The organism is Streptomyces sp. NPDC098781 (genome assembly GCF_044759995.1).
In the GTDB taxonomy this organism is placed as follows: domain Bacteria; phylum Actinomycetota; class Actinomycetes; order Streptomycetales; family Streptomycetaceae; genus Streptomyces.
This window is the reverse complement of the sequence record NZ_JBIWAK010000002.1, coordinates 1,089,105-1,111,958: the sequence shown is the minus strand read 5'-3', so window position 1 is coordinate 1,111,958 and position 22,854 is coordinate 1,089,105. Positions and strand designations below refer to the sequence as shown.

Annotated in this window: 18 protein-coding genes; 15 read left to right on the top strand and 3 right to left on the bottom strand. The window is 70.6% G+C overall.

Annotated elements, in window-relative coordinates; genetic code table 11:
• Positions 1–70: 70 nt before the first annotated feature.
• From ACIQWG_RS11045 to ACIQWG_RS11020, 6 genes are all read left to right on the top strand, one after another.
• Positions 71–1,555, top strand: coding sequence for a VCBS repeat-containing protein (locus ACIQWG_RS11045; protein ID WP_404093131.1), 1,485 nt, complete (start codon positions 71–73; stop codon positions 1,553–1,555).
• A 170-nt stretch (positions 1,556–1,725) separates the two neighbouring features.
• Complete coding sequence (locus tag ACIQWG_RS11040) at positions 1,726–3,285, top strand: alkaline phosphatase D family protein (RefSeq protein WP_404093128.1); 1,560 nt, start codon at positions 1,726–1,728, stop codon at positions 3,283–3,285.
• A 93-nt stretch (positions 3,286–3,378) separates the two neighbouring features.
• Positions 3,379–4,572, top strand: a complete 1,194-nt coding sequence (locus ACIQWG_RS11035; RefSeq protein ID WP_404093127.1) for a hypothetical protein — start codon at positions 3,379–3,381, stop codon at positions 4,570–4,572.
• Between the two features lie 181 nt (positions 4,573–4,753).
• Positions 4,754–6,253 carry a D-ribitol-5-phosphate cytidylyltransferase gene (locus ACIQWG_RS11030; protein WP_404093124.1) on the top strand — a complete coding sequence of 500 codons (1,500 nt, stop codon included), beginning with the start codon at positions 4,754–4,756 and terminating at the stop codon, positions 6,251–6,253.
• 119 nt (positions 6,254–6,372) lie between these two features.
• Entirely contained in the window at positions 6,373–8,418 is a 2,046-nt protein-coding gene (locus ACIQWG_RS11025; RefSeq protein ID WP_404093123.1) for a hypothetical protein, read from the top strand.
• A 230-nt stretch (positions 8,419–8,648) separates the two neighbouring features.
• Entirely contained in the window at positions 8,649–9,872 is a 1,224-nt protein-coding gene (locus tag ACIQWG_RS11020) for a glycosyltransferase family 2 protein (RefSeq protein WP_404093121.1), read from the top strand.
• On the opposite strand, the gene ACIQWG_RS11015 is transcribed toward ACIQWG_RS11020, so the two are convergent.
• Together ACIQWG_RS11015 and ACIQWG_RS11010 are read right to left on the bottom strand one after the other, a co-directional pair.
• Positions 9,841–11,889 carry a hypothetical protein gene (locus tag ACIQWG_RS11015; RefSeq protein WP_404093118.1) on the bottom strand — a complete coding sequence of 683 codons (2,049 nt, stop codon included), beginning with the start codon at positions 11,887–11,889 and terminating at the stop codon, positions 9,841–9,843. The genes ACIQWG_RS11020 and ACIQWG_RS11015 overlap by 32 nt on opposite strands.
• 107 nt (positions 11,890–11,996) lie before the next feature.
• The gene (locus tag ACIQWG_RS11010; protein ID WP_404093116.1) at positions 11,997–13,403 is read right to left on the bottom strand and encodes a polysaccharide pyruvyl transferase family protein; all 1,407 of its coding nucleotides are present in this window, start codon (positions 13,401–13,403) and stop codon (positions 11,997–11,999) included.
• 191 nt (positions 13,404–13,594) lie between these two features.
• Between ACIQWG_RS11010 and proB the strand changes: the two genes are divergently transcribed.
• From proB to ACIQWG_RS10985, 5 genes are all read left to right on the top strand, one after another.
• Positions 13,595–14,722, top strand: a complete 1,128-nt coding sequence (gene proB / locus ACIQWG_RS11005) for a glutamate 5-kinase (protein WP_404093113.1) — start codon at positions 13,595–13,597, stop codon at positions 14,720–14,722.
• Between the two features lie 214 nt (positions 14,723–14,936).
• Positions 14,937–15,392 carry a hypothetical protein gene (locus ACIQWG_RS11000; RefSeq protein WP_404093566.1) on the top strand — a complete coding sequence of 152 codons (456 nt, stop codon included), beginning with the start codon at positions 14,937–14,939 and terminating at the stop codon, positions 15,390–15,392.
• Between the two features lie 75 nt (positions 15,393–15,467).
• Complete coding sequence (locus ACIQWG_RS10995) at positions 15,468–16,754, top strand: glutamate-5-semialdehyde dehydrogenase (RefSeq protein ID WP_404093110.1); 1,287 nt, start codon at positions 15,468–15,470, stop codon at positions 16,752–16,754.
• A 145-nt stretch (positions 16,755–16,899) separates the two neighbouring features.
• Positions 16,900–17,478, top strand: coding sequence for a hypothetical protein (locus tag ACIQWG_RS10990; protein ID WP_404093107.1), 579 nt, complete (start codon positions 16,900–16,902; stop codon positions 17,476–17,478).
• A 121-nt stretch (positions 17,479–17,599) separates the two neighbouring features.
• Positions 17,600–18,673 (top strand): hypothetical protein, encoded by a 1,074-nt coding sequence (locus ACIQWG_RS10985; RefSeq protein WP_404093106.1) that lies wholly within the window; start codon positions 17,600–17,602, stop codon positions 18,671–18,673.
• A gap of 13 nt (positions 18,674–18,686) precedes the next feature.
• On the opposite strand, the gene ACIQWG_RS10980 is transcribed toward ACIQWG_RS10985, so the two are convergent.
• Complete coding sequence (locus ACIQWG_RS10980) at positions 18,687–19,784, bottom strand: M48 family metallopeptidase (protein WP_404093104.1); 1,098 nt, start codon at positions 19,782–19,784, stop codon at positions 18,687–18,689.
• A gap of 143 nt (positions 19,785–19,927) precedes the next feature.
• Here ACIQWG_RS10980 and ACIQWG_RS10975 point away from each other — a divergent pair, with 143 nt between their 5' ends.
• The 4 genes from ACIQWG_RS10975 to ACIQWG_RS10960 all read left to right on the top strand — a co-directional run bounded on the left by ACIQWG_RS10975 (position 19,928) and on the right by ACIQWG_RS10960 (position 22,818).
• Positions 19,928–20,089: a hypothetical protein gene (locus ACIQWG_RS10975; RefSeq protein ID WP_404093102.1), complete on the top strand. Its 162-nt coding sequence runs from the start codon at positions 19,928–19,930 to the stop codon at positions 20,087–20,089.
• Positions 20,090–20,218: 129 nt separating this feature from the next.
• Positions 20,219–20,383 (top strand): hypothetical protein, encoded by a 165-nt coding sequence (locus tag ACIQWG_RS10970; RefSeq protein ID WP_404093101.1) that lies wholly within the window; start codon positions 20,219–20,221, stop codon positions 20,381–20,383.
• 76 nt (positions 20,384–20,459) lie between these two features.
• Positions 20,460–21,098 carry a nicotinate-nucleotide adenylyltransferase gene (nadD, locus tag ACIQWG_RS10965; RefSeq protein ID WP_404093098.1) on the top strand — a complete coding sequence of 213 codons (639 nt, stop codon included), beginning with the start codon at positions 20,460–20,462 and terminating at the stop codon, positions 21,096–21,098.
• Positions 21,099–21,123: 25 nt separating this feature from the next.
• Positions 21,124–22,818, top strand: a complete 1,695-nt coding sequence (locus tag ACIQWG_RS10960; RefSeq protein WP_404093096.1) for a LytR C-terminal domain-containing protein — start codon at positions 21,124–21,126, stop codon at positions 22,816–22,818.
• Positions 22,819–22,854: the final 36 nt, after the last annotated feature.

Sequence of the window (22,854 nt, the reverse complement as noted above, 5' to 3'; positions counted from 1 at the left end):
GACGACCACGTCGTACGAGGAGCACATCCGCGTACGGCCACCCCCCACGAGATCGACAGGAGACAGCATCATGAACAGGCGCAGAGGAACCTGGCGCGCGGGACTCGCGGTCGTCATGGCCGTCACCGGGGCCGCCGCCCTGCCCGCATCGCAGGCGTCGGCCGGTGGCGCGCCGGCCGCCGTCGAGCGACACGACGACTTCAACGGCGACGGCTACTCCGACCTCGCGGTGGCGGCGCCCGAGGCGACCGTCGACGGGAAGACGCAGGCCGGGTATGTCGCCGTGCTGTACGGCTCGGCGAGCGGGCTCAGGACCGCCTCCAAGCAGGTCGTCAGCCAGAACACCGCCGGCGTCACCGACTCCGCCGAGACCGGCGACCGGTTCGGCAGCGCGGTCGGTACCGCCGATCTCGACCGGGACGGCTACGCGGACCTCGTCGTCGGTGTCACCGGCGAGGACTCGGTCGAAGGGGGCGCCGAGACCGGGCTCGTGCAGGTCGTCTGGGGCGGCCCGAACGGGTTGTCGGGCGGCGCCGCGCTGGCGTACGGGCACCACACCTACGACCGGCTCAGCGACCACGGGCGGCTCACTCTCGGCGATGTGGACGGCGACGGGGCGACGGACCTGGTGGTCGTGGAGGACACCTACAAACTGCGGGTCGTCAAGGGGCCGTTCGGCCGGGACGGTTCCGCGAGCGGCGGTGAACAGACCGTCGCCGACGACTCCGACCCCCGCTTCCTGGACCTGGCCGCAGGCGACGTGAACGGCGACGGCATCGACGACGTCGTCGGCACGATGCACGACGGCGACGAGTACGACGCCCGCCGGGTGACCTACTGGCGGGGCACGCCGGACGGCCTCGCCGAGGGCGTCGTGCTCCGGGACAGCAGGGACTGGCGGGTGCAGGGCGGTGAGTCCGTCGGGGTCGGTGACGTGAACCGGGACGGGTACGCGGACATCGTCGTGGGCCGCCCGGTCGACGGCTACGACAGCGACCTGGACACCCCGATCCCCAAGGGCGGCCGGGTCGCCTTCATACCCGGCTCCGCGAACGGGCCCGTCGGCACGAAGGCGACGTACGTCAACCAGGACAGCGCCGGAGTCCCCGGCGCCGCCGAGCGCGGCGACGGCTTCGGCACCGACGTCTCGGTCGCCGACGTCAACGGCGACGGGTACGCCGATGTCGCGACGGGCGTCCCCGGCGAGGACTTCGACGGTCTGAAGGACGCCGGTGGCACCGTCGTCCTGCGCGGTGGCGCGGGCGGCCTGACCGGCGGCGGCGCCACGGGCGTCAACCAGTCCACCGCCGCCGTCCCGGGCGTGGCGGAGACCCGTGACGTCTTCGGCACCGCCACCCACCTCGTCGACGGCGACGGCGACGGCCGGGCCGAACTCGCCGTCGGCGCACCGGGGGAGAACGGCGACGCCGGCTCGGTGTGGGTGTTCAGGCCGACCTCGTCCGGGATCACGCCGACCGGCTCGTTCACTTTCGGGGCCGGGACTCTCGGCACGGTCGCGGCGAAGGCCCGGCTGGGGTCCGGGTTCACCTACTGATCCACCGGCAGACCCGTCGCGGTCGGGGCACGTTCGTGCACGGCTGCGACGGGTCTCCTGTTGTCTCCCTGTTTGTCATGCACGCGAAGTATGCCGTTCAACGGGCGGACCGCCCTGAAGCATGAGCATCCCAAGTGTCCAAGAGGCCAGCGAGGCAAGGGAGTTCGCCGATGACCCACGAGCTCGGGTCCGTGTCCCCCGACCGACGCCGCTTTCTGACCGCCGGAGCCGCCGTGCTCGGCGCTGCGGCCTCCGCCCAGCTGTGGCTGCCGAGCGCCGCCCGGGCCGCCGAAACCCCGCTGCCCGACGGCGTGTTCAGCCTCGGCGTCGCCTCCGGCGACCCGCTGCCGGACGGCATCGTGCTGTGGACCCGGCTCGCGCCCGACCCGTTGAACGGCGGCGGCATGCCCGACCGCGTCGTCTCCGTCGAGTGGGAGCTCGCCGAGGACGAGCGGTTCCGCAAGACGGTGCGCCGGGGTGTCGCCCAGGCCCGGCCCGAACTGGGGCACAGCGTTCACGTGGATGTACGGCGGCTGCGGCCGGGCCGCACCTACTGGTACCGCTTCCGCGTCGGCGGGCAGCTCTCGCCCACCGGCCGTACCCGCACCGCGCCCCACCCGCTCAGCTCCGGCGGCCGGCTGCGCATGGCGCTGGCCTCCTGCCAGAACTGGCAGCACGGCTACTTCACGCCGTACGCCGACATGCTGGACCAGGACCCCGACTTCGTGCTGTTCGTCGGCGACTACATCTACGAGTCGACGCCGTCGTCGACGGGTGTGCGCCGGCACGAGGGCGCCGGTGAGCCGTACAGCGTGACGCAGTACCGCAACCGGTACGCCCAGTACCGCTCCGACCCGGACCTCGCGGCGATGCACGCGAACGCGCCCTGGGTCGTCACCTTCGACGACCACGAGGTCGACAACGACTTCGCCGGCGAGATCCCGCAGGACCCGGACAAGCAGTCGCACGACGCGTTCGTGGCCCGGCTGACCGCCGGCTACCAGGCGTACTACGAGCACATGCCGGTCCGGGCGAGCGCCATCCCGAACGGCCCGCACATCCAGATGTACCGCCGCCTGGAGTTCGGCCGGCTGGCCCGGCTCAGCGTGCTGGACACCCGGCAGTACCGCAGCGACCAGGTCAAGACCCAGGAAGCGGCCCAGGACCCCTCGCTCACCATGCTGGGCGCCGAGCAGAAGCAGTGGCTGATCGACGGGCTGCGGCACTCGCCGGCCCGCTGGAACATGATCGGCTCGCAGATCATGATGGCCGAGACCGACCTCCAGATCGGCGAGGGCAAGCTCTGGTACTACGACGCCTGGGACGGCTACCAGGTCGAACGCAACGCCCTGATGGCGGAGCTGAAGCAGGTCCGCAACCCGGTGGTGTTCACCGGTGACCGTCATCTGACGATGATCAGCGACCTCAAGGAGGACTACGCCGACCCGGACTCCGCCGTCGTGGGCGCCGAGTTCGTCGGTACGTCCATCTCCAGCAACGGCGACCAGGACCAGGCCGCGTTCCACAAGGAGTGGGACCCGCGCCTGCCGGACAACCCGCACTGGAAGCTGCTCGACGCCCACCGCGGCTACCACCTGTTCGACATCCGCCGCGACGGCATCGACGCGCAGGTGCGGATCGTGGACACGGTCCGGCAGCAGACGGCGACGCCGAGCACGCTGGCACGGCTGCGGGTGGAGGCGGGACGGCCGGGCGTCGAGGTCGTGTAGCCGCCGTAGCGCCTGGTGGGGGGCCTGGGACTCATCCGTGTCCCAGGCCACTCTCAGCGCGGTCTCAGGAACCCCTCTTACCGTCCTCTGACCATGGAGACGGACTGTACGAGAGATGAACTCCGGGGCAACGGCGTCCCGGTCGCCCCGCTGCCCACCGGAACCCGGCTGCTGCACATCGGCCCGCACAAGACCGGCACCACCTCGATCCAGGGCGCCCTGTTCGCGGCGAGGGGCGAGATGGCCCGGCACGGCGTCGAGTGGCCGGCCGACACCCGGCACCCGATGGAGGCGGTCCTCGCGGCCTGCGCCCGCACCGGGATGATGGGCGACACCAGGCCGACCGAGCGGCACTGGGAACGGCTGCTGGAGGCGGTGCGGGCGACGGGGCGGCGTACGTCCGTCATCAGCAGCGAGTTCTTCGCGGACGCCCCCGACGACACGACCGTCGAGCGGATCGTCGGGCAGCTCGGCGGTGAGCGCGTCCAGGTCCTGGTCACCCTGCGTCCGCTCGCGCGGATCATGCCCTCGCAGTGGCAGCAGTACGTGCAGAACGGGCTGCGCATGGGCTACCAGGACTGGCTCACGCACATGCTGCGCAAGCCGCCGTACGACAAGCCCAACCCGAGCTTCTGGCGCCGCCACCGGCACGACCGGCTCGTCGAGCGGTGGGCCCGGGTGGTCGGTGCGGAGCGGGTCACCGTCGTCGTGGTCGACGACCGGGACCGGGACGGGCTGCTGCGCACCTTCGAGGCGCTGCTCGGACTGCCCGAGGGGCTGCTGCGCCCGGCTCCGGACGCGGCGAATCGTTCGCTCACCCTCGCCGAGACCGAAATGCTGCGGAATCTTAATAAGGAATTCCGCGCCAATGGGCTGCCCGAAGAGCTCTATTCACAGCTCGTCCGGAACGGCGCCGTGATGCATATGAAGAACACGTGCGCCCCCGGTCCTGGTGATGTGAAGATCCGCACCCCCCGCTGGGCCGTCGAGGCCGCCGCCGGGATCGGCGCGGAGATGGCGGAGCGCATCGGGGCGACCGGCGTGCGCGTCCTGGGTGACCTGCGCCTTCTGTCGGCCGTTCCGGCGCCCGGAACGGACACCGGGGCGGACCCGCGGCTGGCCCCCGAGGCCGCCGCGCAGGCGCTGTACGGGGCACTCGCCGCCGCAGCCGCCGCGCCCGTACGGCACACCGCGCCCGCCAGGTCGCGCACGGTCCATCAGACGTCGTCCGGGGAGCTGGTGCGGGTACTCGGTCACCGTTGCCTCAGGAGACTGCGGCTTCGCTGAGCCTGTGCGGTTACTCACAGCGATCACCACGAACCTCTGGAGCGCCTCTGGTCATCGACCATGCGTACAAGGTGAATGACAGGTTGCGCGCACATATGCAGCCGGGGACGCTCACCTTGCACTGCGGTAACCACAAGTGGGAGCATTTCCAAGTTCCCAGTCGTCACAAGGTAGGTCACCTGTGTTTCAGCACATAGCCAAGCCCCGTACCACCGCAGTGATCCTGGCCGGTGGCACCGGTCAGCGGGTGGGTCTGTCGATCCCCAAGCAGTTGCTGAAGATCGCCGGCAAGGCAGTCATCGAGCACACCCTGACCACCTTCGAGAAGGCCGACTCGATCGACGACGTCATCGTCCTGATGGCGCCGGGCTACGTGCCGGACATCGAGAAGATCGTCGCCAAGGCCGGGTTCACGAAGGTCAAGAAAATCATCGAGGGCGGCTCGACGCGAAACGAGACGACCGAGCGCGCCATCGACGCCCTCGGCGAGGGCCTGGCCGAGGGCGAGGACCTGAACGTCCTGTTCCACGACGCCGTGCGCCCCCTGCTGTCACAGCGTGTGATCGACGACTGCGTCGTGGCGCTGGAGCGTTACCAGGCCGTCGACGTCGCCATCCCGTCCGCGGACACCATCATCGTCACGCGCACGCACGGCGAGGACGGCGAGTTCATCACCGAGATCCCGGACCGCTCCCGGCTGCGCCGCGGCCAGACTCCGCAGGCCTTCAAGCTGTCCACGATCAAGCGGGCATACGAGGTCGCCTCCGGCGACCCCAACTTCCAGGCCACCGACGATTGCTCCGTCGTGCTCAAGTACCTGCCGGACGTGCCGATCCACGTCGTCGCGGGTGACGAGTACAACATGAAGGTCACCCAGCCGGTCGACGTCTTCATCGCCGACAAGCTCTTCCAGCTGGCCTCCACCGCCGCTCCCGAGCAGGTGAGCGAGGAGGCCTACCGGCAGCTGCTGACCGGCAAGACCTTCGTCGTCTTCGGCGGCTCCTACGGCATCGGCAAGGACATCGCGGAACTCGCCGAGTCCTACGGCGCCACGGTGTACGCCCTGGGCCGCTCCACCACCGGCACCCACGTGGAGAACCCGGAGGAGGTCGACGACGCGCTGTCCAAGGCGTACGCCGAGACCGGGCGCATCGACTACGTCGTCAACACCGCCGGCGTGCTGCGCATCGGCAAGCTGGCCGAGACCGACAACGCCACCATCGAGGAGGCGCTGAAGGTCAACTACCTCGCCCCGGTGCAGATCGCGCGGTCCTCGTACAAGTACCTGTCGGAGACCAAGGGCCAGCTGCTGCTGTACACCTCCAGCAGCTACACCCGCGGTCGCGCCGAGTACAGCCTGTACTCCTCGACCAAGGCCGCCATGGTGAACCTCACCCAGGCCCTGTCCGACGAGTGGGCGGGCGACTCCATTCGGGTCAACTGCATCAACCCGGAGCGCACCGCCACGCCGATGCGCACCAAGGCTTTCGGCCAGGAGCCCGCGGGCTCCCTGCTGTCCTCCGAGGCCGTGGCCCGGACCTCCCTCGACGTGCTGCTTTCCGAGCTGACCGGCCATGTCATCGACGTCCGACAGCAGGACCCGACCGCGGCCGCCGGTGAGGCCTCCGGCTTCGAGCAGGCGCTGGCCAGTGTCCTCGACCGCCAGGACGGCATGGCATAATCAAGATTTAATAGCCTTATGGAATTCAGGCCTCTGCGTTTCTTCGTTCACGAAGAATTCACAGGGGCCTGACTCCTTCCCCCGTCCGTCCGGCCCCCCCCTCCCTGAGCAGGTTCTCCGTGATATCCACCGCTATTCGCGTCGCCCGGGTGGGCAGCCCGGCCGAGCTGGCCGCGGCGGCCCTCATGATCCTGGGCTTCCCGGCGCTCATGCTGGCCGCGCTCGTCCCGAGCATTCCCGCCTTCGCGGCCGCGGCCGCAGTGACGTACCTGGCGGACCACTATCTGCACCGCAAGGGCAGCTATCTGGTCAACCGACTGAGCAAGGTGCGAGCGGGTCTGTCGATCCGGTTCCTGATCAGGGAGCTGCTGCTCATCCTGCTGCTGGCCCGGCTCGGCCTCGCGGACGACCTGGTCTACTACGGCGCCATCGCCTGCTTCATCGCCTTCTACGGCCTCCAGGCCCCGCACGGCGCGCTGGTCACCCTGATCCGCAACCGCCGCCGGATGCCGGTCGCCACCCGCAACATCGACCTGGCCTCGCGCATCCGTATCCCGGACGCCCCGCCGCGCAGGCTGCTGCACCGGTCGGCGGAGAAGATGCTGCACCTCGACCTGGCCGCCGTGACCGGCATCCTCGTCTCGGCCGCCCTGGGCTCGGCAGTGGCCGGCTTCATCGGCATCGGCGTCACCGTGGGCCTGGGCTGTCTGTACGTCCTCGCGCTCGTGCCGTACGTGCGCGGCGCGAAGATCCCGCCGAACGCGGAGACCGTACTGGCCGCCGTCGACGACTGGCTGGCCGAGTACCGGCCCGAGACGGTGCTGTACTTCTCCGGCTCCAAGGACTCCGCGTACCAGGTCAACATGTGGCTGGAGACCATGGAGCAGCTGGACTCCAGGCCGCTGATCATCCTGCGTGAGCGGGTCATCCTGAACAACCTGGCGCCCACCACGGTCCCCGTCATCTGCGTGCCCGGCGGGGTGCACCTGATGAACCTGGACCTGTCGAACGTGCGCGTCGCGCTGTACGCCGCGAACGTCGGCAAGAACATCCACCTGCTGCGCGTGCCCACCATGAAGCACGTCTTCATCGGCCACGGCGACAGCGACAAGCTGGCCAGCGTCAACCCGTACAGCAAGGTCTACGACGAGGTGTGGACCGCCGGACGCGCGGGCCGCGACCGGTACGCCATCGCCGACGTCGGTGTCCGCGACGCCGACATCGTGGAGGTCGGCCGCCCGCAGCTGGCGCCGATCCAGGGCTGGAGCGGGGTGCCCGCGGGCCGGATCCCGACCGTGCTCTACGCCCCGACCTGGGAGGGCTGGGACGGCAACCCGGGCAACACCTCGATCGTGCTGGCCGGCGAGAACATCGTGAACCAGCTGGTCCAGGCCGACCCGCCGGTCCGCGTCCTGTACAAGCCGCACCCCTTCACCGGCACCGTCAGCAAGGAGGCCGGCGCCGCGCACCGCCGGATCGTGGCCCTGGTCGAGGCGGCCGCCGCCGAGCGCGTCACCGACCCCAAGTTCCTGGCCGACGCCGTCGCCCAGGTCGCCGCCAAGGCCGAGCTGACCCGTATCGAGGCGCGTCTCGCCGAGCTGTCCGGCAAGAGCACCACCAAGGGCGACGAGGCCGAGGCCACCCGCGACGGCCTGGTCGACCTCGCACGGCACGAGGAGGTCGCCCGGCTGCGTGCCGAGTGGAACACCGCGTACTGGGGTTCCTTCGGCAGCCACGAGCACCGCGTCATCACGGGCGCCGAGCCGCGTCTGTACGACTGCTTCAACGTCTCCGACGCGATGGTCTCCGACATCTCCAGCGTGGTCTCCGACTTCATCGCCAGCGGCAAGCCGTACGCCGTCACGGACTCCGCCGAGGTGGGTGTGGAGGAGTTCAAGCGGGCGAACACGGCGGTGCGCGCCGCGACGATCCTGTCCAACAGCGCGGCCGAACTGGGCGCGTTGCTGGACGCCGTACGCGACCCGGCGGCGGACCCGCTGGCGGAGGAGCGGGGCGAGCTCAAGCGGTACCTGCTGGGACCGGACGAGCCCACCTCCATCGAGCAGTTCAACACCGCGGTGGCCAACCTGGCGATCAAGGCCGAGACGCGCAATGTCGGCCAGGAGTCACGGACGGCGGCCGGAGCCGCCGAGCTGACCGCCTGACCCGCGGACCGTACCGAACAGCGGCTCGGCCCCCGAGGAGTGATCCTCGGGGGCCGAGCCGTTCGTCGTGGGTCTCCTCCGCTTCCCGCACGCCGTGAGTCCATGTCAGTTCGCGATGTGATCTGACTCACCAATCCATGGACATGAGGCAACCGCTTCCAACGTCAAGCCGTCTATCAGGTAGCGAATGAGCTGATACGGGGGAAATATCCCATTGACAGGGGGGAAACGTGACCGTCACGCAGCCTGATGTGACTGTGATCATCGGGGCGTACGAAGCGATGCCGTACCTGGTCGAGTGCCTTGCTTCCGTCGAGGCGCAGACCATCGACCCGGAGCGCATCGAGGTCATCGCCGTCGACGACGGTTCGAAGGACGGCACGGGGGAGTGCCTGGAGGAGTTCGCGGCCCGCGCGGCCATGCCGGTCACCATCCGGCAGGACAACTCCGGCGGGCCCAGCGGCCCGCGCAACGTCGGACTGGGCAAGGCGGCCGGCCGCTACGTCTTCTTCCTGGACGCCGACGACCGGCTGGGCCCCGAGGCCCTGGAGCGCATGGTCGCGATGGCCGACAGGAACGGCACGGACGTGGTGCTCGGACGGATCGAGGGGGTCAACCGCACCGCGCCGAAGTCCATGTGGGGCAAGACGCTGGACCGTACCGACGTCTTCTCCTCCAACATCAAGTTCACACTGAGCGCGCAGAAGCTGTTCCGCCGCGATCTGCTGACCCGGCACAACATGCGCTTCGACGAGTCCCTGTGGACCGGCGAGGACGCGCTGTTCACCATGGAGGCCTATCTGCGGGCCGACGGCGTGTCCGTGATCGCCGACTACACCTGCTACTACCTGGTGGGCCGCGACGACGGCAAGCACGTGACCAAGAGCGGCGGGTACTCCCTGCGCTTCGACTCCGCGCGTGCCCTGATGAACCTGATAGCCGAGCACATCCCCGCGGGTGACCGCCGCGACCTGCTCATGCTGCGCCCCTTACTGATCACCCTGCTCCCGCAGTTCGGGCCCCAGTACGCCAAGGACAGCGAGCAGGTCAGGCGGCACAAGCTGGAACTGGCGAAGCCCCTCATGGACGCCTTCTGGACGCCGGGCATCGCCCGCCGCCTCAAGGTGGACGAGCGGCTGCGGCTGCACCTCGTCGCCGAGCAGCGGCCCGAACTCCTGCTGCCGGTCGTGGAGTTCGTCAAGGCCAAGAAGCAGCCGGCGGCCCTCCTGGAGAAGAAGGGCCGCCGGGTCTACCTCGCCTACCCGCACTTCCGGGACGCGGCGGCGGGGATCCCCGACTCGGTGTACCTCGCCGAGCCGCGCCAGGCCCGCGCCTACCCCGGCTACCGGGAGGGCGGCGCGGACTCCTTCCTGCGGCGCGCGGTGCGCAAGGCACGCCGGGTGCTGAGGTCCTCGGGCGGGGCTACGCCGGGCGGGCGGGCTGCGGCGGCGTAGCCGACCGGCGCTGGTCGGGGATCTCGGTGGCGACCTCCACCGCGAGCCGCTCCGCCATCCGCGCCCGGTGCTCCCGGGCCGCCGTGCACAGCGCCCGCACGGCGTCGTCGAAGCGCACCTGTGCGGCCGGCTCGTCCGGCCCGAGCAGGTGCCGCTTCAACTCGGCCCTGGCCTGCGCCAGTTCGTCCCGCTCGGGGTGCCGCACCGTGTCCAGCAGGTCCGGCACCCCGGCCGCGTCCGGCGTCAGCACGGTCGCCGCGCGCACCGTCGGGAAGGTCTTGCGGAACACGTCCTCGGCGAGGCCGCTGGTGTTCGCGACGGCGTACGGCTTCCCGCTCGCCATGAAGTCGCTGATCACGCTCGACACATCGCTGATCAGCAGGTCGGCCCGGTCGAAGCAGGAGTACAGCGCGGGCCGCACCCCCGTGACGACCTGGTGCTCCCCCTCGGGCAGCGAGGCCCAGTACGCCTCCTCCCAGGCCGCCGTGGCCGCCGCCACCGCCTCCGCCCGACCGGGCTCGGGCGCCGACTGGAGCAGCATCCGCTCGACCTGATCGGCCCCGGCCCGCAGGGTGGTCGTGGTGAGCCGGTCCAACTCCTGCGTGCGCAGGCCGAGTTCCTCGTTGCCAGGCGGCCGCTCGCCGGCCCGCTCCCGGTTCGCGGCCCTGATCAGCTCCCGGATCCGCAGATCGGCCGCCCCGGCCCGCGGATCCACCGACCCCGTCAGCGGATGCGGCTTGTACAGCACCCGTACGCCCGGGTCCGCGAGCAGCGCCCGTACGAGGTTCTCGCCGGCCTCGATCACCGACGTGTTCCCCGGGTTGCCGTCCCAGCCCTCCCAGGTCGGCGCGTACAGCACCGTCGTACGGGCACCCTTCGGCGCCCCTTCGTACGGCCGTACGGCGTCCAGCTGGGGGCGGCCGATCTCCACGACGTCCTTGTCCTCGACGCCGACCTCGGCCAGCGCGTACCGCTCCCGCGCCGCCGGACCGGCCACCCACACCTCGTCGTAGGCCTTCGCGTAGGGGTTGCAGGACGACAGCTTGTCGCTCTCGCCGTGGTTGACGAAGGTGTGCTTGAGCGTGGGGATGCGCAGGACCTGGGAGGTCTTGCCGGAGTTGGACGGGTGGATGAGGACCTGGAGCGAGGAGTCCTCCAGCCGCATCAGGGTGGAGACCGTCGGCAGACACAGGACCGGCACGTCCGTCGGGCCGATCTTCTGCACCATGAACCGCTCGCGCAGCACGATCACGGGACGTCCGTCCAGCCTCGCCAGCGGCTCCAGCCACATGTTCGCCTGGTACGCGGAGGACGCGCCGCCGGAGAAGTACAGCCCGACCGTCGGCCGGTACTCCGCGAGCCACGCGTCCAGCCACTCCAGCGTCTCCCGCTCGCCCGCCGGACGCCGGCTCGGCAGCAGCCGTACGGAGAGGTCGTACAGGCCCAGCAGGGCGAGCCCGAGGGACAGGGCGACGCCGAGGGCCGCGCAGCGCGGGTCGTCGGTGGCGGCCGTGGCCAGCAGGCCCGCGGTGGCCGGGAGGCCGAAGACCGGCAGACGGTGGCCGGGGCGGCGCAGCAGGACCGGCGGGGCGGGGGACAGCCGTAGGGCGCGGGCGTCGATGTTGCGGGTGAGAACCGGCAGGGTGCGGGTGCGGCGGACCAGCACCGACAGCGCCTGGATCGCGCAGTGCAGGGCGTAGAAGGCGAGCAGGCCCGCGACCAGCGGCGTGTACAGCGTCTCGCGGTGCTGCTCGCCGATCCGCAGCAGGGCCACGACCAGCAGCAGGTCCCGCAGCACGTGCCGCACGGTGATGTCCGCGTGCGACTTGGCGAACACCGACAGCACGCCGCGGTGCCAGCGGTACAGCACGCCCTCGACGGCCAGGGACACCACCGTCGAGGCGAGCAGCAGCGGGATGTGCGGGCGCAGCGCCGCCACGGCCTGGCCGCAGAAGGCTGCGACCAGGAGAGCCGTGACGAGCGCTCTCGCCGTGAGGCGGGACAGGGGTGCGGGCAACTGCGGTCACTCCAAGGTCGCGACGGGACATGTGCGCCCGGGTTAACGCGCGGCGGCCTGCGGACGACACGCACGTGACGCTCCGCTTAGGAGTGGCGTGACGGGTTCTACCGTCCCGACTTCAGCGCCCTGCGGATCGGGGCGCCCACCACGCGGCGTGCCCGGCGGTAGACGGACGCGGGGGGAAGCGTCCCGCCCTTGCCGACTCGGGACAGCTCGCGTCTCAACCGGTCGTTGTCGGCCGCCAGTTCACCGACACGGCTCTGGAGGAAGCCGAAGCGGCTGGTGAGCGAGGTGAGGTCGGCGTCGTTCCAGGGGCGGATGCCCGCCGGGAAGGACAGTGACCGCATGTGTGCCTCGAAGGCGGCGCCGCCTTCGCCGTGGGTGAAGGTGTTCTCCAGGCCGTTGCGGTCCAGGAACCCGGTGAACCGCTCGAACCGCTCCTGATGGCCGCTCATCAGGGGGCCGAAGTCGGCCTCCTCGTACAGTGCCGCCGGGTCCAGGTCCTCGGGCAGCCTGTCGATCCGGCGGTGCGGGATGCCGAAGTAGCGGCACAGTTCCAGCGTGCGCGAGTCGCCGCACAGCACGGTCGCCGGGGTGCCCGCGAGCAGGGCGGCGATGTTGCCGTGGATGCGGGAGCCGAAGGAGAAGTCGAACGCCCGCAGGTCGTCGATCCAGGTGACCGGGTCGATGTAGACGCGCACCTTGTCCTCCCGGTACATCGGGTGGTCGGGGTGCGTCGGGATGGCGGTGACCAGGGAGTTCGGGTCGGACAGGTCCCGCCAGTGCAACTGCCGTGCGTCGCTGAGGTTCTGGCCGATGAAGCGCAGGCCGGGGTAGCGGGCGTGGGCGCGGGTGATGACCCGGTCCAGGCCCTGGGACTTCACCGCGCTGTGCGAGCCGTTGACGGCGATCCGGGAACCGGGGACGAGGGCCGGCTCCCGCTTGGTGACGGTCAGCTCCTTGCCCCACAGGAACAGCGAGGGGCAGCCGATGACCTCGACGTCGCGGAATCCGAGGTCGTTCAGGTACTTCTCGGTGAACTCGCCCCGGACCCCGATCGACGCACTGCGGTCGAGCACGGCGGAGACGAAGTCGCGCACCGCGGGCTCGATGCCCTTCAGCCGCGCGGGGTTGTAGCCCAGTCCGGCCTGCGCGCCGACCCCCACCACGATCACGGGGATCCGCAGCTTGCCGATCAGCCGGGTCAGTCGCTTCAACTGGGCTTCGAACGACGGGCGGAACGCGTTGGCGAGCGGGACGACGAAGGCGTCGTACTCCTCGTTGATCCGGCTCGCCGCCGAGACGTCGGTGCGGATGCCGTTCGAGACGACCTCGGCGCGCGGGGTCTCGAGGATCTTGTGCATGGCATCGCTGAAGATCAGGTTGCCGGAGTTGGTGGCGATGACATCCCGGTGGAGGGCCTCTTCGACGGGAACGACGTCGTAGGGGCTCTTGCCCGAGCGGAGCAGGATGCGCTTCTCGCGCCGGGCGTCGTGAGCAGTGTGTGACACGGCGTTCACCTTAGGTTTGCCGTGTATTTGTTTTCTACCGGCGACCAACGCAACCTTTTCGCTGTATGCGACGCGTGAGCGAACCGTCACCGCCCGCCTGTCCGGGGGCTGGAATCCCCGCGCGCCGCACGATCCGCTTCGCGTAGATTGCCGGGCAGGGAACCGGACTTATGCAAGGGGAAAGAGCACAGGTGACAGGGGCAAGGCAGGGTGTGCGCGAGGCCCGCAGGATTGTCGTCAAAGTGGGGTCCTCGTCGCTGACCACCGCGTCCGGCGGCCTGGACGCCGACCGGGTCGACGCGCTCGTCGACGTCCTCGCCAAGGGGCGCAGCGGGGGAGAGCGGGAGATCGTCCTGGTCTCCTCCGGCGCCATCGCGGCCGGACTCGCCCCGCTGGGCCTGCGCCGCCGCCCCAGGGACCTGGCCCGCCAGCAGGCCGCCGCCAGCGTCGGCCAGGGGCTCCTCGTCGCCCGCTACACCGCTTCCTTCGCCCGATACGGCGTCCGGGTCGGCCAGGTGCTGCTCACCAGCGACGACATGAGCCGCCGCGCCCACCACCGCAACGCCTCGCGCACCCTGGACAAGCTCCTCGCGATGGGCGCGTTCCCGATCGTCAACGAGAACGACACCGTCGCCACGGACGAGATCCGCTTCGGCGACAACGACCGGCTCGCCGCCCTGGTCGCCCACCTGGTGCGGGCGGACCTGCTGGTGCTGCTGTCCGACGTGGACGGCGTGTACGACGGCGACCCCAGCAAGCCGGGGACCTCGCGGATAGCTCAGGTGCGGGGGCCGGAGGACCTGGCGCACGTCGAGATCGGCAGCACGGGCAAGGCGGGCGTCGGCACCGGCGGCATGGTCACCAAGGTCGAGGCGGCCCGGATCGCCGCCGCCGCCGGCATCCCGGTGGTCCTGACCAGCGCGATCCACGCCGCCGAGGCGCTGTCCGGCGGCGACACCGGCACCTACTTCCACGCCACCGGCAAGCGTTCCGCCGACCGTCTGCTGTGGCTCCAGCACGCGTCCACGCCCCAGGGGTCGCTCACCCTCGACGACGGTGCGGTACGGGCGGTCGTGGAGCGCCGCAAGTCCCTGCTGCCGGCCGGGATCGCGGCCGTCGAGGGCGAGTTCAGCGCGGGCGACCCGGTCGAGCTGCGCGACAGCGCCGGGCGCGCGGTCGCACGGGGGCTCGTCAACTTCGACGCCAAGGAGATGCCGCAACTGCTCGGGCGGTCGACGCGCGAGCTGGCGCGGGAGCTGGGGGCGGAATACGAGCGGGAGGTCGTGCACCGGGACGACCTGGTGATCCTGGAGCCCTGAGCGCCGCCCGAGGGCTGAGCGGGCCGAAAACAGGGGGAGCGCCCGGCCTCCCGGCCGAAAACAGGGGGAACACCCCGTTTCAAACGCCGCCCTGAGGTGGACGTTCCGCAAAACCGCCCCGCGAGCCCTTGCGGCCTGCTCAACTTTCTCTGAGGGACACATTCCGTACGACCACCGGGTCGGTGACTGCGTGAAGGAGGCCGTCGTGAGACGAGTGCGCCCTGGGACGGCGTCCCGCAGTGCCGGTGGGGCCTCGTCCCGTGCGGCCGGTGAGGAGCGCGCCTTGACGAGTGTGGCGGCCGGCGACCGCTACGAGGAGCCCAAGGACCTGCCCCGCCTGTGGCACGTCACCCTCAGCGTCTCCGGTGAGGAGGCCCCGCTGAAGGAGGTGCGGCGTGCCCTCGAACAGCTGGCCCACGACCACCCCTTCCTGCTGACCAGCCGCTACGCGGGCGACCACGCCGAGATCCGCTACTGGGAGGAGGCCCGCGATCTGCACGACGCGGCCGCCGTCGCCCTGCGTCTGTGGGGCGAGCACCGGCAGAGCGCGGGGCTGCCGCCCTGGGAGATCGTCGGCCTGGAGGTCATCGACCGTGAGACCTACCACCTGCGCGTCGCCGAGGGCTACGGACCGCCACCGGCGACTCCGGTGGGTGTCCATCCCTACTGACCGGCGCCGCGCGGCTCGTCTCGCGGTTCGGAATGCGCGATGGACCGGCCGCGCGACCGCACTACCCTTCATGCCATGACCACGCTTTCGCCGTACGACTCCATGTCCCCGGTCAACCGGGCCGCCTACCGCGCCAAGGCCGCCGCCGCCGACCTCGCCCCGCTGCCGCGGGCCGAGAAGGACGACGCGCTGCTCGCCATCGCGGACGCGCTGGAGGTCCGTACGAGTGAGATCGTCGAGGCCAACGCCAAGGACATCGCCAAGGCCCGCGAGGCCGGCACCAGCGAGGCGATCATCGACCGGCTGACCCTCACCCCGGAGCGGGTGCGGGCCATCGCCTCCGACGTACGGGACGTCGTCGCGCTGCCCGACCCGGTCGGCGAGGTCGTGCGCGGGTCCACGCTGCCCAACGGCATCGACCTGCGCCAGGTCCGCGTCCCGCTGGGCGTCGTCGGGATCATCTACGAGGCCCGTCCGAACGTCACCGTGGACGCCGCCGCCCTCTGCCTGAAGTCCGGCAATGCGGTACTGCTGCGCGGCTCGGCGTCGGCGTACGAGTCGAACAGCGCCCTCGTCCGGGTGATCCGGGACGCCGTGGGCGGGGCCGGGCTGCCCGCCGACGCCGTGCAGCTGGTGCCCGGCGAGAGCCGTGAGAGCGTGCGCGAGCTGATGCGGGCCCGCGGCCTGGTCGACGTGCTCATTCCGCGCGGCGGTGCCTCGCTGATCCAGACGGTGGTCACCGAGTCCATCGTCCCGGTGATCGAGACCGGCACGGGCAACTGCCATGTCTACGTCGACGCCCACGCCGACCTCGACATGGCGATCGAGATCCTGATCAACTCCAAGGCCCAGCGGGTCAGTGTCTGCAACTCCGCCGAGACCCTCCTCGTCCACCAGGACATCGCCCCCGAGTTCCTGCCGCGGGCCCTGGACGCCCTCGCGGACGCCGGGGTCACCGTGCACGCCGACGAGCGGGTGATGGCGTACGCCAAGGACTCCAAGGCCACCGTCGTGGAGGCGACGGCCGAGGACTGGGAGACCGAGTACCTGTCGTACGACATCGCCGCCGCGGTCGTGGACTCGCTGGACAAGGCCGTCGAGCACATCCGGCTGTGGACGTCCGGGCACACCGAGGCCATCGTCACCACCTCGCAGCAGGCCGCCCGCAGGTTCACCCAGCTGGTCGACTCCACGACGGTCGCGGTGAACGCCTCCACCCGCTTCACCGACGGCGGCCAGTTCGGCTTCGGCGCGGAGATCGGCATCTCCACGCAGAAGCTGCACGCCCGAGGCCCGATGGGGCTCCCGGAGCTGACCAGCACGAAGTACATCGTCACCGGGGACGGGCACGTACGGCGCTGAAGCGGGCGCGTGGCGCGCGGCCAGGGCATATGCATCCGACACGCGCCCCCGGGCCGCCTCCGTGCCGCACGAGGGGTGTCTCACAAGGCGGATGAATTTCCATACCGTCTGCCCAAATTGACCCCCTCGGACTACTCTGGATCCCGTGCCGGAGGACGTGGGGGGCACGCCGTTCCCTGACGGCTGGGAGCCCGACGACGACCACGACCGCGGGGTGTCGGACGAAGAGTTCGCCTCCGTGGTCTTCGACGAGGCCTTCGTACAGGCGGCCGCGGTGCACGAGCCGACCGCCGTCGAGCGCCTCCTGGCCGCCGCCCAGGCCAGAGCCGAGGCCTCCGAGGCGGAGGCCCGCCGGGCCCACGGCCGGGGCGAGCGGTACGACGAGGGGTACGGCCCCGACGGCCGCACCGGTTTCGGCCATGACCCCGAGCTGGACGATCCGGACGACACGGACATCCTCGAAGGTCATTACGGAGCCCCGGGCACGTACGGCAAGCAGGTCCGCTGGCATCGTCCGGTCGCCTGGATGCTCGCCCTGGTGATGGGCATCGGCATGGTCGCGCTGGCCTTCACGGCGGTCTACCGCGGCGCCTCGTCGGGCAACCGGGAGCAGCAGGTCCCGCCACCGGCGTCCACGGGCCTGGAGCAGGGCAGCGGGGCGGCTCCCTCCGCCTCCGCCGACTACTCGCCGCCGGCCGTCCCGGCGACGCCGCGTACGCCCTGATCGCAGCTGATCAAAGGCCTGAACGCTACGGAGAGCAGTCGGCCGATTCTGGTGAGAACCTGTCAGAACTTGTCGTGCAGCAGGGCGTTTACCCGGGCTCTCCGCGACCTACCCTGAAGATATGGGAGGGCCTGGAGACCCACCTGAGGGGACACCCGAAGGCGGCCCCGGAGGTGGCGAGGACGAGTACCGATCCGTCGTCTTCGACGAGTCGTTCGTCCGCGCTGCCCGCCTTCAGGAGTTCTCCGCGCAGGAGCGGATAGCCGACCACGCGCCCGCCGTACGCCGCCGCGCGCCGATGCGCAGAGGCCTGTCCCGGCAGGCTCTCGTACTCGTCCTGTTGATCGCCGTGGCCTTCGGTACGGCGATCTACATGGGTGTACGGCACCCCTATCAGGGCCCGCCCGGCTCCGGGCCGCCCGCCGAGCCGCTGCGGATGACCGTCATCCCGCTCGCGCCGCAGGGCGAGGTGCCCGGCACGGGCGACACCGACCTGCTGTACGCGCGCAGTCCCGCCGCGCAGTTCCGGATCGGCGCGGAGGGGATCCCGCTGCCGGCCGCGCGGCGCACCGCCCACTTCTCGGACAGTCAGGTCACGGGCGCGCTGAGCATCGCCAAGGACTACATCGTGCGGTCCGCGCTGTACCCCGAGGTGCTCACCGGCGACCAGATCCGTGCGGTGCGGGTGCTGCTGGACCCCGACCAACTGGACCAGTTCGACCAGAGCTTCGGTCATCCGGCCGCGGACGGACGGCATGCGCCGACCGGCTGGCTGGTGCGCTTCGACTCCTCGCAGGTGGAGCTGGCCGATCGCAGGATCAGGGCGCAGGGCACGCTCCAGGCCGCCGAGACCGACGCCTCGACCCTGGAGGTCACGGCAGACCACACGTTCGTCTACGCGCTGCGGGCGGCCGACGGCGGCAAGGCCGCCGAGGCGTCCCTGTTCACCGTGCGCCGCGAGCTGCACTTCCGGTTCGACCGCGAGGACCTGCGGCTGCACCAGGCCCAGCTGGTCGTCTCCTACGTCCAGGCCGGGCCGCTGTCCTGCGCCGACGACTCCACGAACCGGCTGCATCCGCTGCTCGCCGGACACACGGCGAAGGAGGGCGGCCCGGCGGGCACCGACCCGTACGCCACGGGCGGGGCCACGGCGCTGTGCGGATCGCTGGCCGTGGGTTCGCAGCCGAAGGTGTGAGGCGGCAGCCCGGTCAGCCGTTCGTCCCGGAGCCGTCCCCGTCCTCGCGTCCCGGCTCGTCCCGCGGCGGCGCGCTCGTGAAGCCGCCGAAGCCGCGCCGGACCCGGCCGCCCAGGTCGCCCGCGCCACCGGCGATGTCCGTGACCAGCTTCATCAGCGGGTCCTTGGAGGACTTCACGTGGGTGGCGTAGTGGGACGCCGACTCGCGGAAGGAGTCGGTGACCGAGGTGTCCTTGTCCTCGTCGCGGCGCGGGTAGTGACCGTCCATGATCCGCTGGTGGTCGCGGGTCTCGGCCCACTTCTTCAGCTCGGCCGCGCGGACCGTGGTGAAGGGGTGCGAGCGCGGCAGCACGTTCAGGATCTTCAGGACCGAGTCGCGCAGGTCGCCGCCCGCCTCGTACTCCTCGGCCTGCTTCAGGAAGGCGTCCACGTTCATCTCGTGCAGATGGTGGCCGCCCGCGAGCTTCATCAGGCCCCGCATCGAGGCGTGCAGGTCCTGGCCGACCAGCAGGCCCGCCCGGTCGGCGGAGAGCTCCGACTTGCGGAACCACTCCCGCAGCGCCGTCACGATCGCCATGATCGCGAGGTTGCCCAGCGGGATCCACGCGACCCGTACGGCGAGGCTGGTCAGGAACAGCAGGATCGTGCGGTACACCGAGTGGCCGGAGAGGGCGTGGCCCACCTCGTGGCCGACCACCGCCCGCATCTCCTCCTCGTCGAGCAGCTCCACCAGACCCGTGGTGACCACGATGATCGGCTCGTCCAGGCCGATGCACATCGCGTTCGGCACCGGGTCCTGGTTGACGTACATCGGCGGGACCTTCTCCAGGTCCAGGATGTAACAGGCGTCCCGCAGCATGTCGTTGAGGTGCGCGAACTGCTGGTCCGAGACCCGCACCGAGTCGGACAGGAAGAGCAGCCGCAGACTGCGCTCGGGCAGCAGGCCGCTCAGCGCCTTGAAGACCGTGTCGAAGCCGCTGAGCTTGCGCAGGGCCACCAGGGCCGAGCGGTCCGCCGGGTGTTCGTACGCACGCGAGGAGATCCCCGGGAAACGCCTGCGCTGCCTGCTCGGTACGTGCTCGTGCCCGTTGTGCTCGTGGCCGTCGGACATGTCTTCCCCCATGCGTCTGTGCGTCTGGATGGGTCTCGCTCGGCCCTTTGCGGAGCCTTGTTCCGCCCTTTGCGCCCCCGAAGCAGAGCCCAGCCTAGGCGGAGTTACCGTGGACGGGCACTACAGCGAAGGAGTTCCGCGTCATGGAGCACAACCCCGCGGCCGACTGGCTCACCGAGGCCGCCAACGCAGCCGAGCAGCAGGGGGCGGGAAATCTGCTCCGGGTCGTACTGATCGTGATGGTCGTGGGCTGTGTGCTGACCGCGTGGTTCCTGTTGCGGGGCTACAGGCAGAAGGACGACTGAACCGCCGGGAAGGTTGCCCGCGGTCGGCCGGGGCGCCCCAACGGTGGAGTCGGCGTGATCCCCGTCATGGCGCCCGCTTACGATGGGCCGACATCTTTATCCCGCCCACACCGATAGGTCACGCCGAAGATGAGCTTCCACAGCGCAGCTGCCCAGTTGGTCACCCTCGCCGCCGAGGGCGAGGAGCACGGCGGCAACCACAACAGCATCGAGCCGTGGGTCACCGGCGGTGGCGCGTTCATCATCCTCCTGTTGCTGCTGTGGATCACCACCCGCTTCAACCGCGACCGCTGAGTCCCGGCCAGCCCCCTGTCTCCGTCCGACCGCCGTCGGCCGGAGCTCTCAGGCGGGGCCGGTAGGGTCTGCACGCATGGGAGAGCAGGACATGCCTACCGGCCCCGGAAACGGCCCGACGAACCCCGGCAAGCGCCGCCTCGGCGTCATGGGCGGGACGTTCGACCCGATCCACCACGGCCACCTCGTCGCGGCCAGTGAGGTCGCCGCGCAGTTCCATCTCGACGAGGTCGTGTTCGTACCGACCGGCCAGCCCTGGCAGAAGAGCCACCGGGATGTCTCCCCGGCCGAGGACCGCTATCTGATGACGGTCATCGCCACCGCCGAGAACCCGCAGTTCTCCGTCAGCCGTATCGACATCGACCGCGGCGGCCCGACGTACACGGTCGACACCCTGCGCGATCTACGCGCGCTCAACCCCGACACGGACCTCTTCTTCATCACCGGCGCCGACGCCCTCGGCCAGATCCTGACCTGGCGGGACTCGGAGGAGCTGTTCTCCCTCGCGCACTTCGTCGGGGTCACCCGGCCCGGCCACCAGCTGGACGACGCCGGCCTCCCGGAAGGCGGTGTGTCGTTGGTCGAGGTTCCCGCGCTGGCCATCTCGTCCACCGATTGCCGCGCGAGAGTCGCGAAGGGAGATCCCATCTGGTATCTGGTGCCCGACGGAGTCGTGCGCTACATCGACAAACGTGAGCTGTACCGCGGCGAGTGAGGCAGTGAGCCGAGAGGGGCTACCGGTGAACGACCGATACGACGCGGGATATGGAGACGACCAGTACGAACTCGTCGGATACGACGAGTACGGACAGCCGGTGTACCGACAGGTACCGGCACAGCAGCAGCCCCAGCAGCACTACGACCCCTACGCACAGCAGGGGTACGGCTACGACCCGTACGCGACCGGCACGCAGCAGCCCGTGCAGTCGTACGACCCCTACGCGAGCGGCGACACCGGTCAGCAGCCGCCCACGGCCTCCTACGACGCCTACGGCACCGGAACCCACCACCAGCAGCAGGTCGGCGCGCACTCGCCGCCGTACGACCCGTACGGCCGAACCGCCACCAGCGGGCAGCAGCCGCGGGTCGCCGAGCAGACCGCCTACATCCCGCAGCAGGCCGGGCCGGTCGAGGAACCGGTGGACCAGGAGCGGGGCGAGCGGGACTACCACACCGAGCAGTTCGCCTTCGTCGAGGAGCCCGACCAGGACTCCGAGGACGTCATCGACTGGCTGGCGTTCACCGAGAACCGCACCGAGCGCCGCGAGGAGGCCAAGCGACGGGCACGCGCGCGGGTGATCGCCGTCTTCGTCGTCCTGGCGATCGTGGCGGCCGGCGGCGTCGGCTACCTCTGGTACGCCGGGAAGCTGCCCGGCCTCAGCTCGACGGACGACAAGACCGGCACCGCGACGCCCGTGGGCGCCCAGAAGCGGGACGTGATCGTCGTCCATCTGCACAACACCAAGAAGGGCGGCACCTCCACGGCGCTGCTCGTCGACAACACGACCACCAAGCAGGGCACCACCGTCCTGCTGCCCAACTCCCTCGCCCTGACCGGCGACGACGGCACCACCACGCTCGCCAAGTCGGTCGACGACGACGGCTCCTCCGGGACGCGCGACGCCATCGACACCGTCCTCGGCACCGAGATCCAGGGCACCTGGCGGCTGGATACGCCCTATCTCCAGAACCTCGTCGACCTGGTCGGCAACATCGACGTAGACACCAACGCCGATGTGCCCGACCCGGACGCCAAGTCCAAGAGCGCCGCGCCCCTCGTACGCGAGGGCAAGGGCCAGACCCTCAGCGGCAAGACGGCCGTCGCCTATGCCACCTACCAGGGCTCGGGCGAGGCGCAGAACGCCCAGCTGGAGCGGTTCGGGCAGGTCATGCAGGCCGTGCTGCGCAAGCTGACCTCGGACACCCAGGGCGCGACCACCACCGTGCAGACGCTCGGCATGATCATCGAGCCGCCGCTGACCGACAAGGACCTCGGCGCCTTCCTCGCCAAGCTGGCCAACCTGGCCAAGGGCGGCGACTACAAGACGGCCCTGCTGCCCGTCCAGAACGACGGCACGCTCAGCGCCCAGGCGAGCTCCAGCGTCGTCAAGGACGTCCTCGGCGGCACCGCCAAGAGCCCCGACAAGGACGCCGCGGTCCGTGTGTCCGTCAGCAACGCCAGCGGCACCAAGGGCAACACCGACAAGGCCCGCGTGGTGCTGCTGAACGGCGGCTTCACCTTCCTGGAGGGCGGCACCGGGTCCACGGCGTCGAGCTCGAAGGTCGTCTACGCCGACGCCGCCCACAAGGACGACGCCACCGAGGTCGCCAAGACCCTGGGCCTGTCCGCCGACGCCGTCGGCAAGGGAGAGGTGTCCGGGAACGCGGACGTCTCGGTGGTGCTCGGCCAGGACTACGAGCCGTCGTCCGGGTGAACGCGCGCCGCACCCCACGTGAGCCGATAATCACGT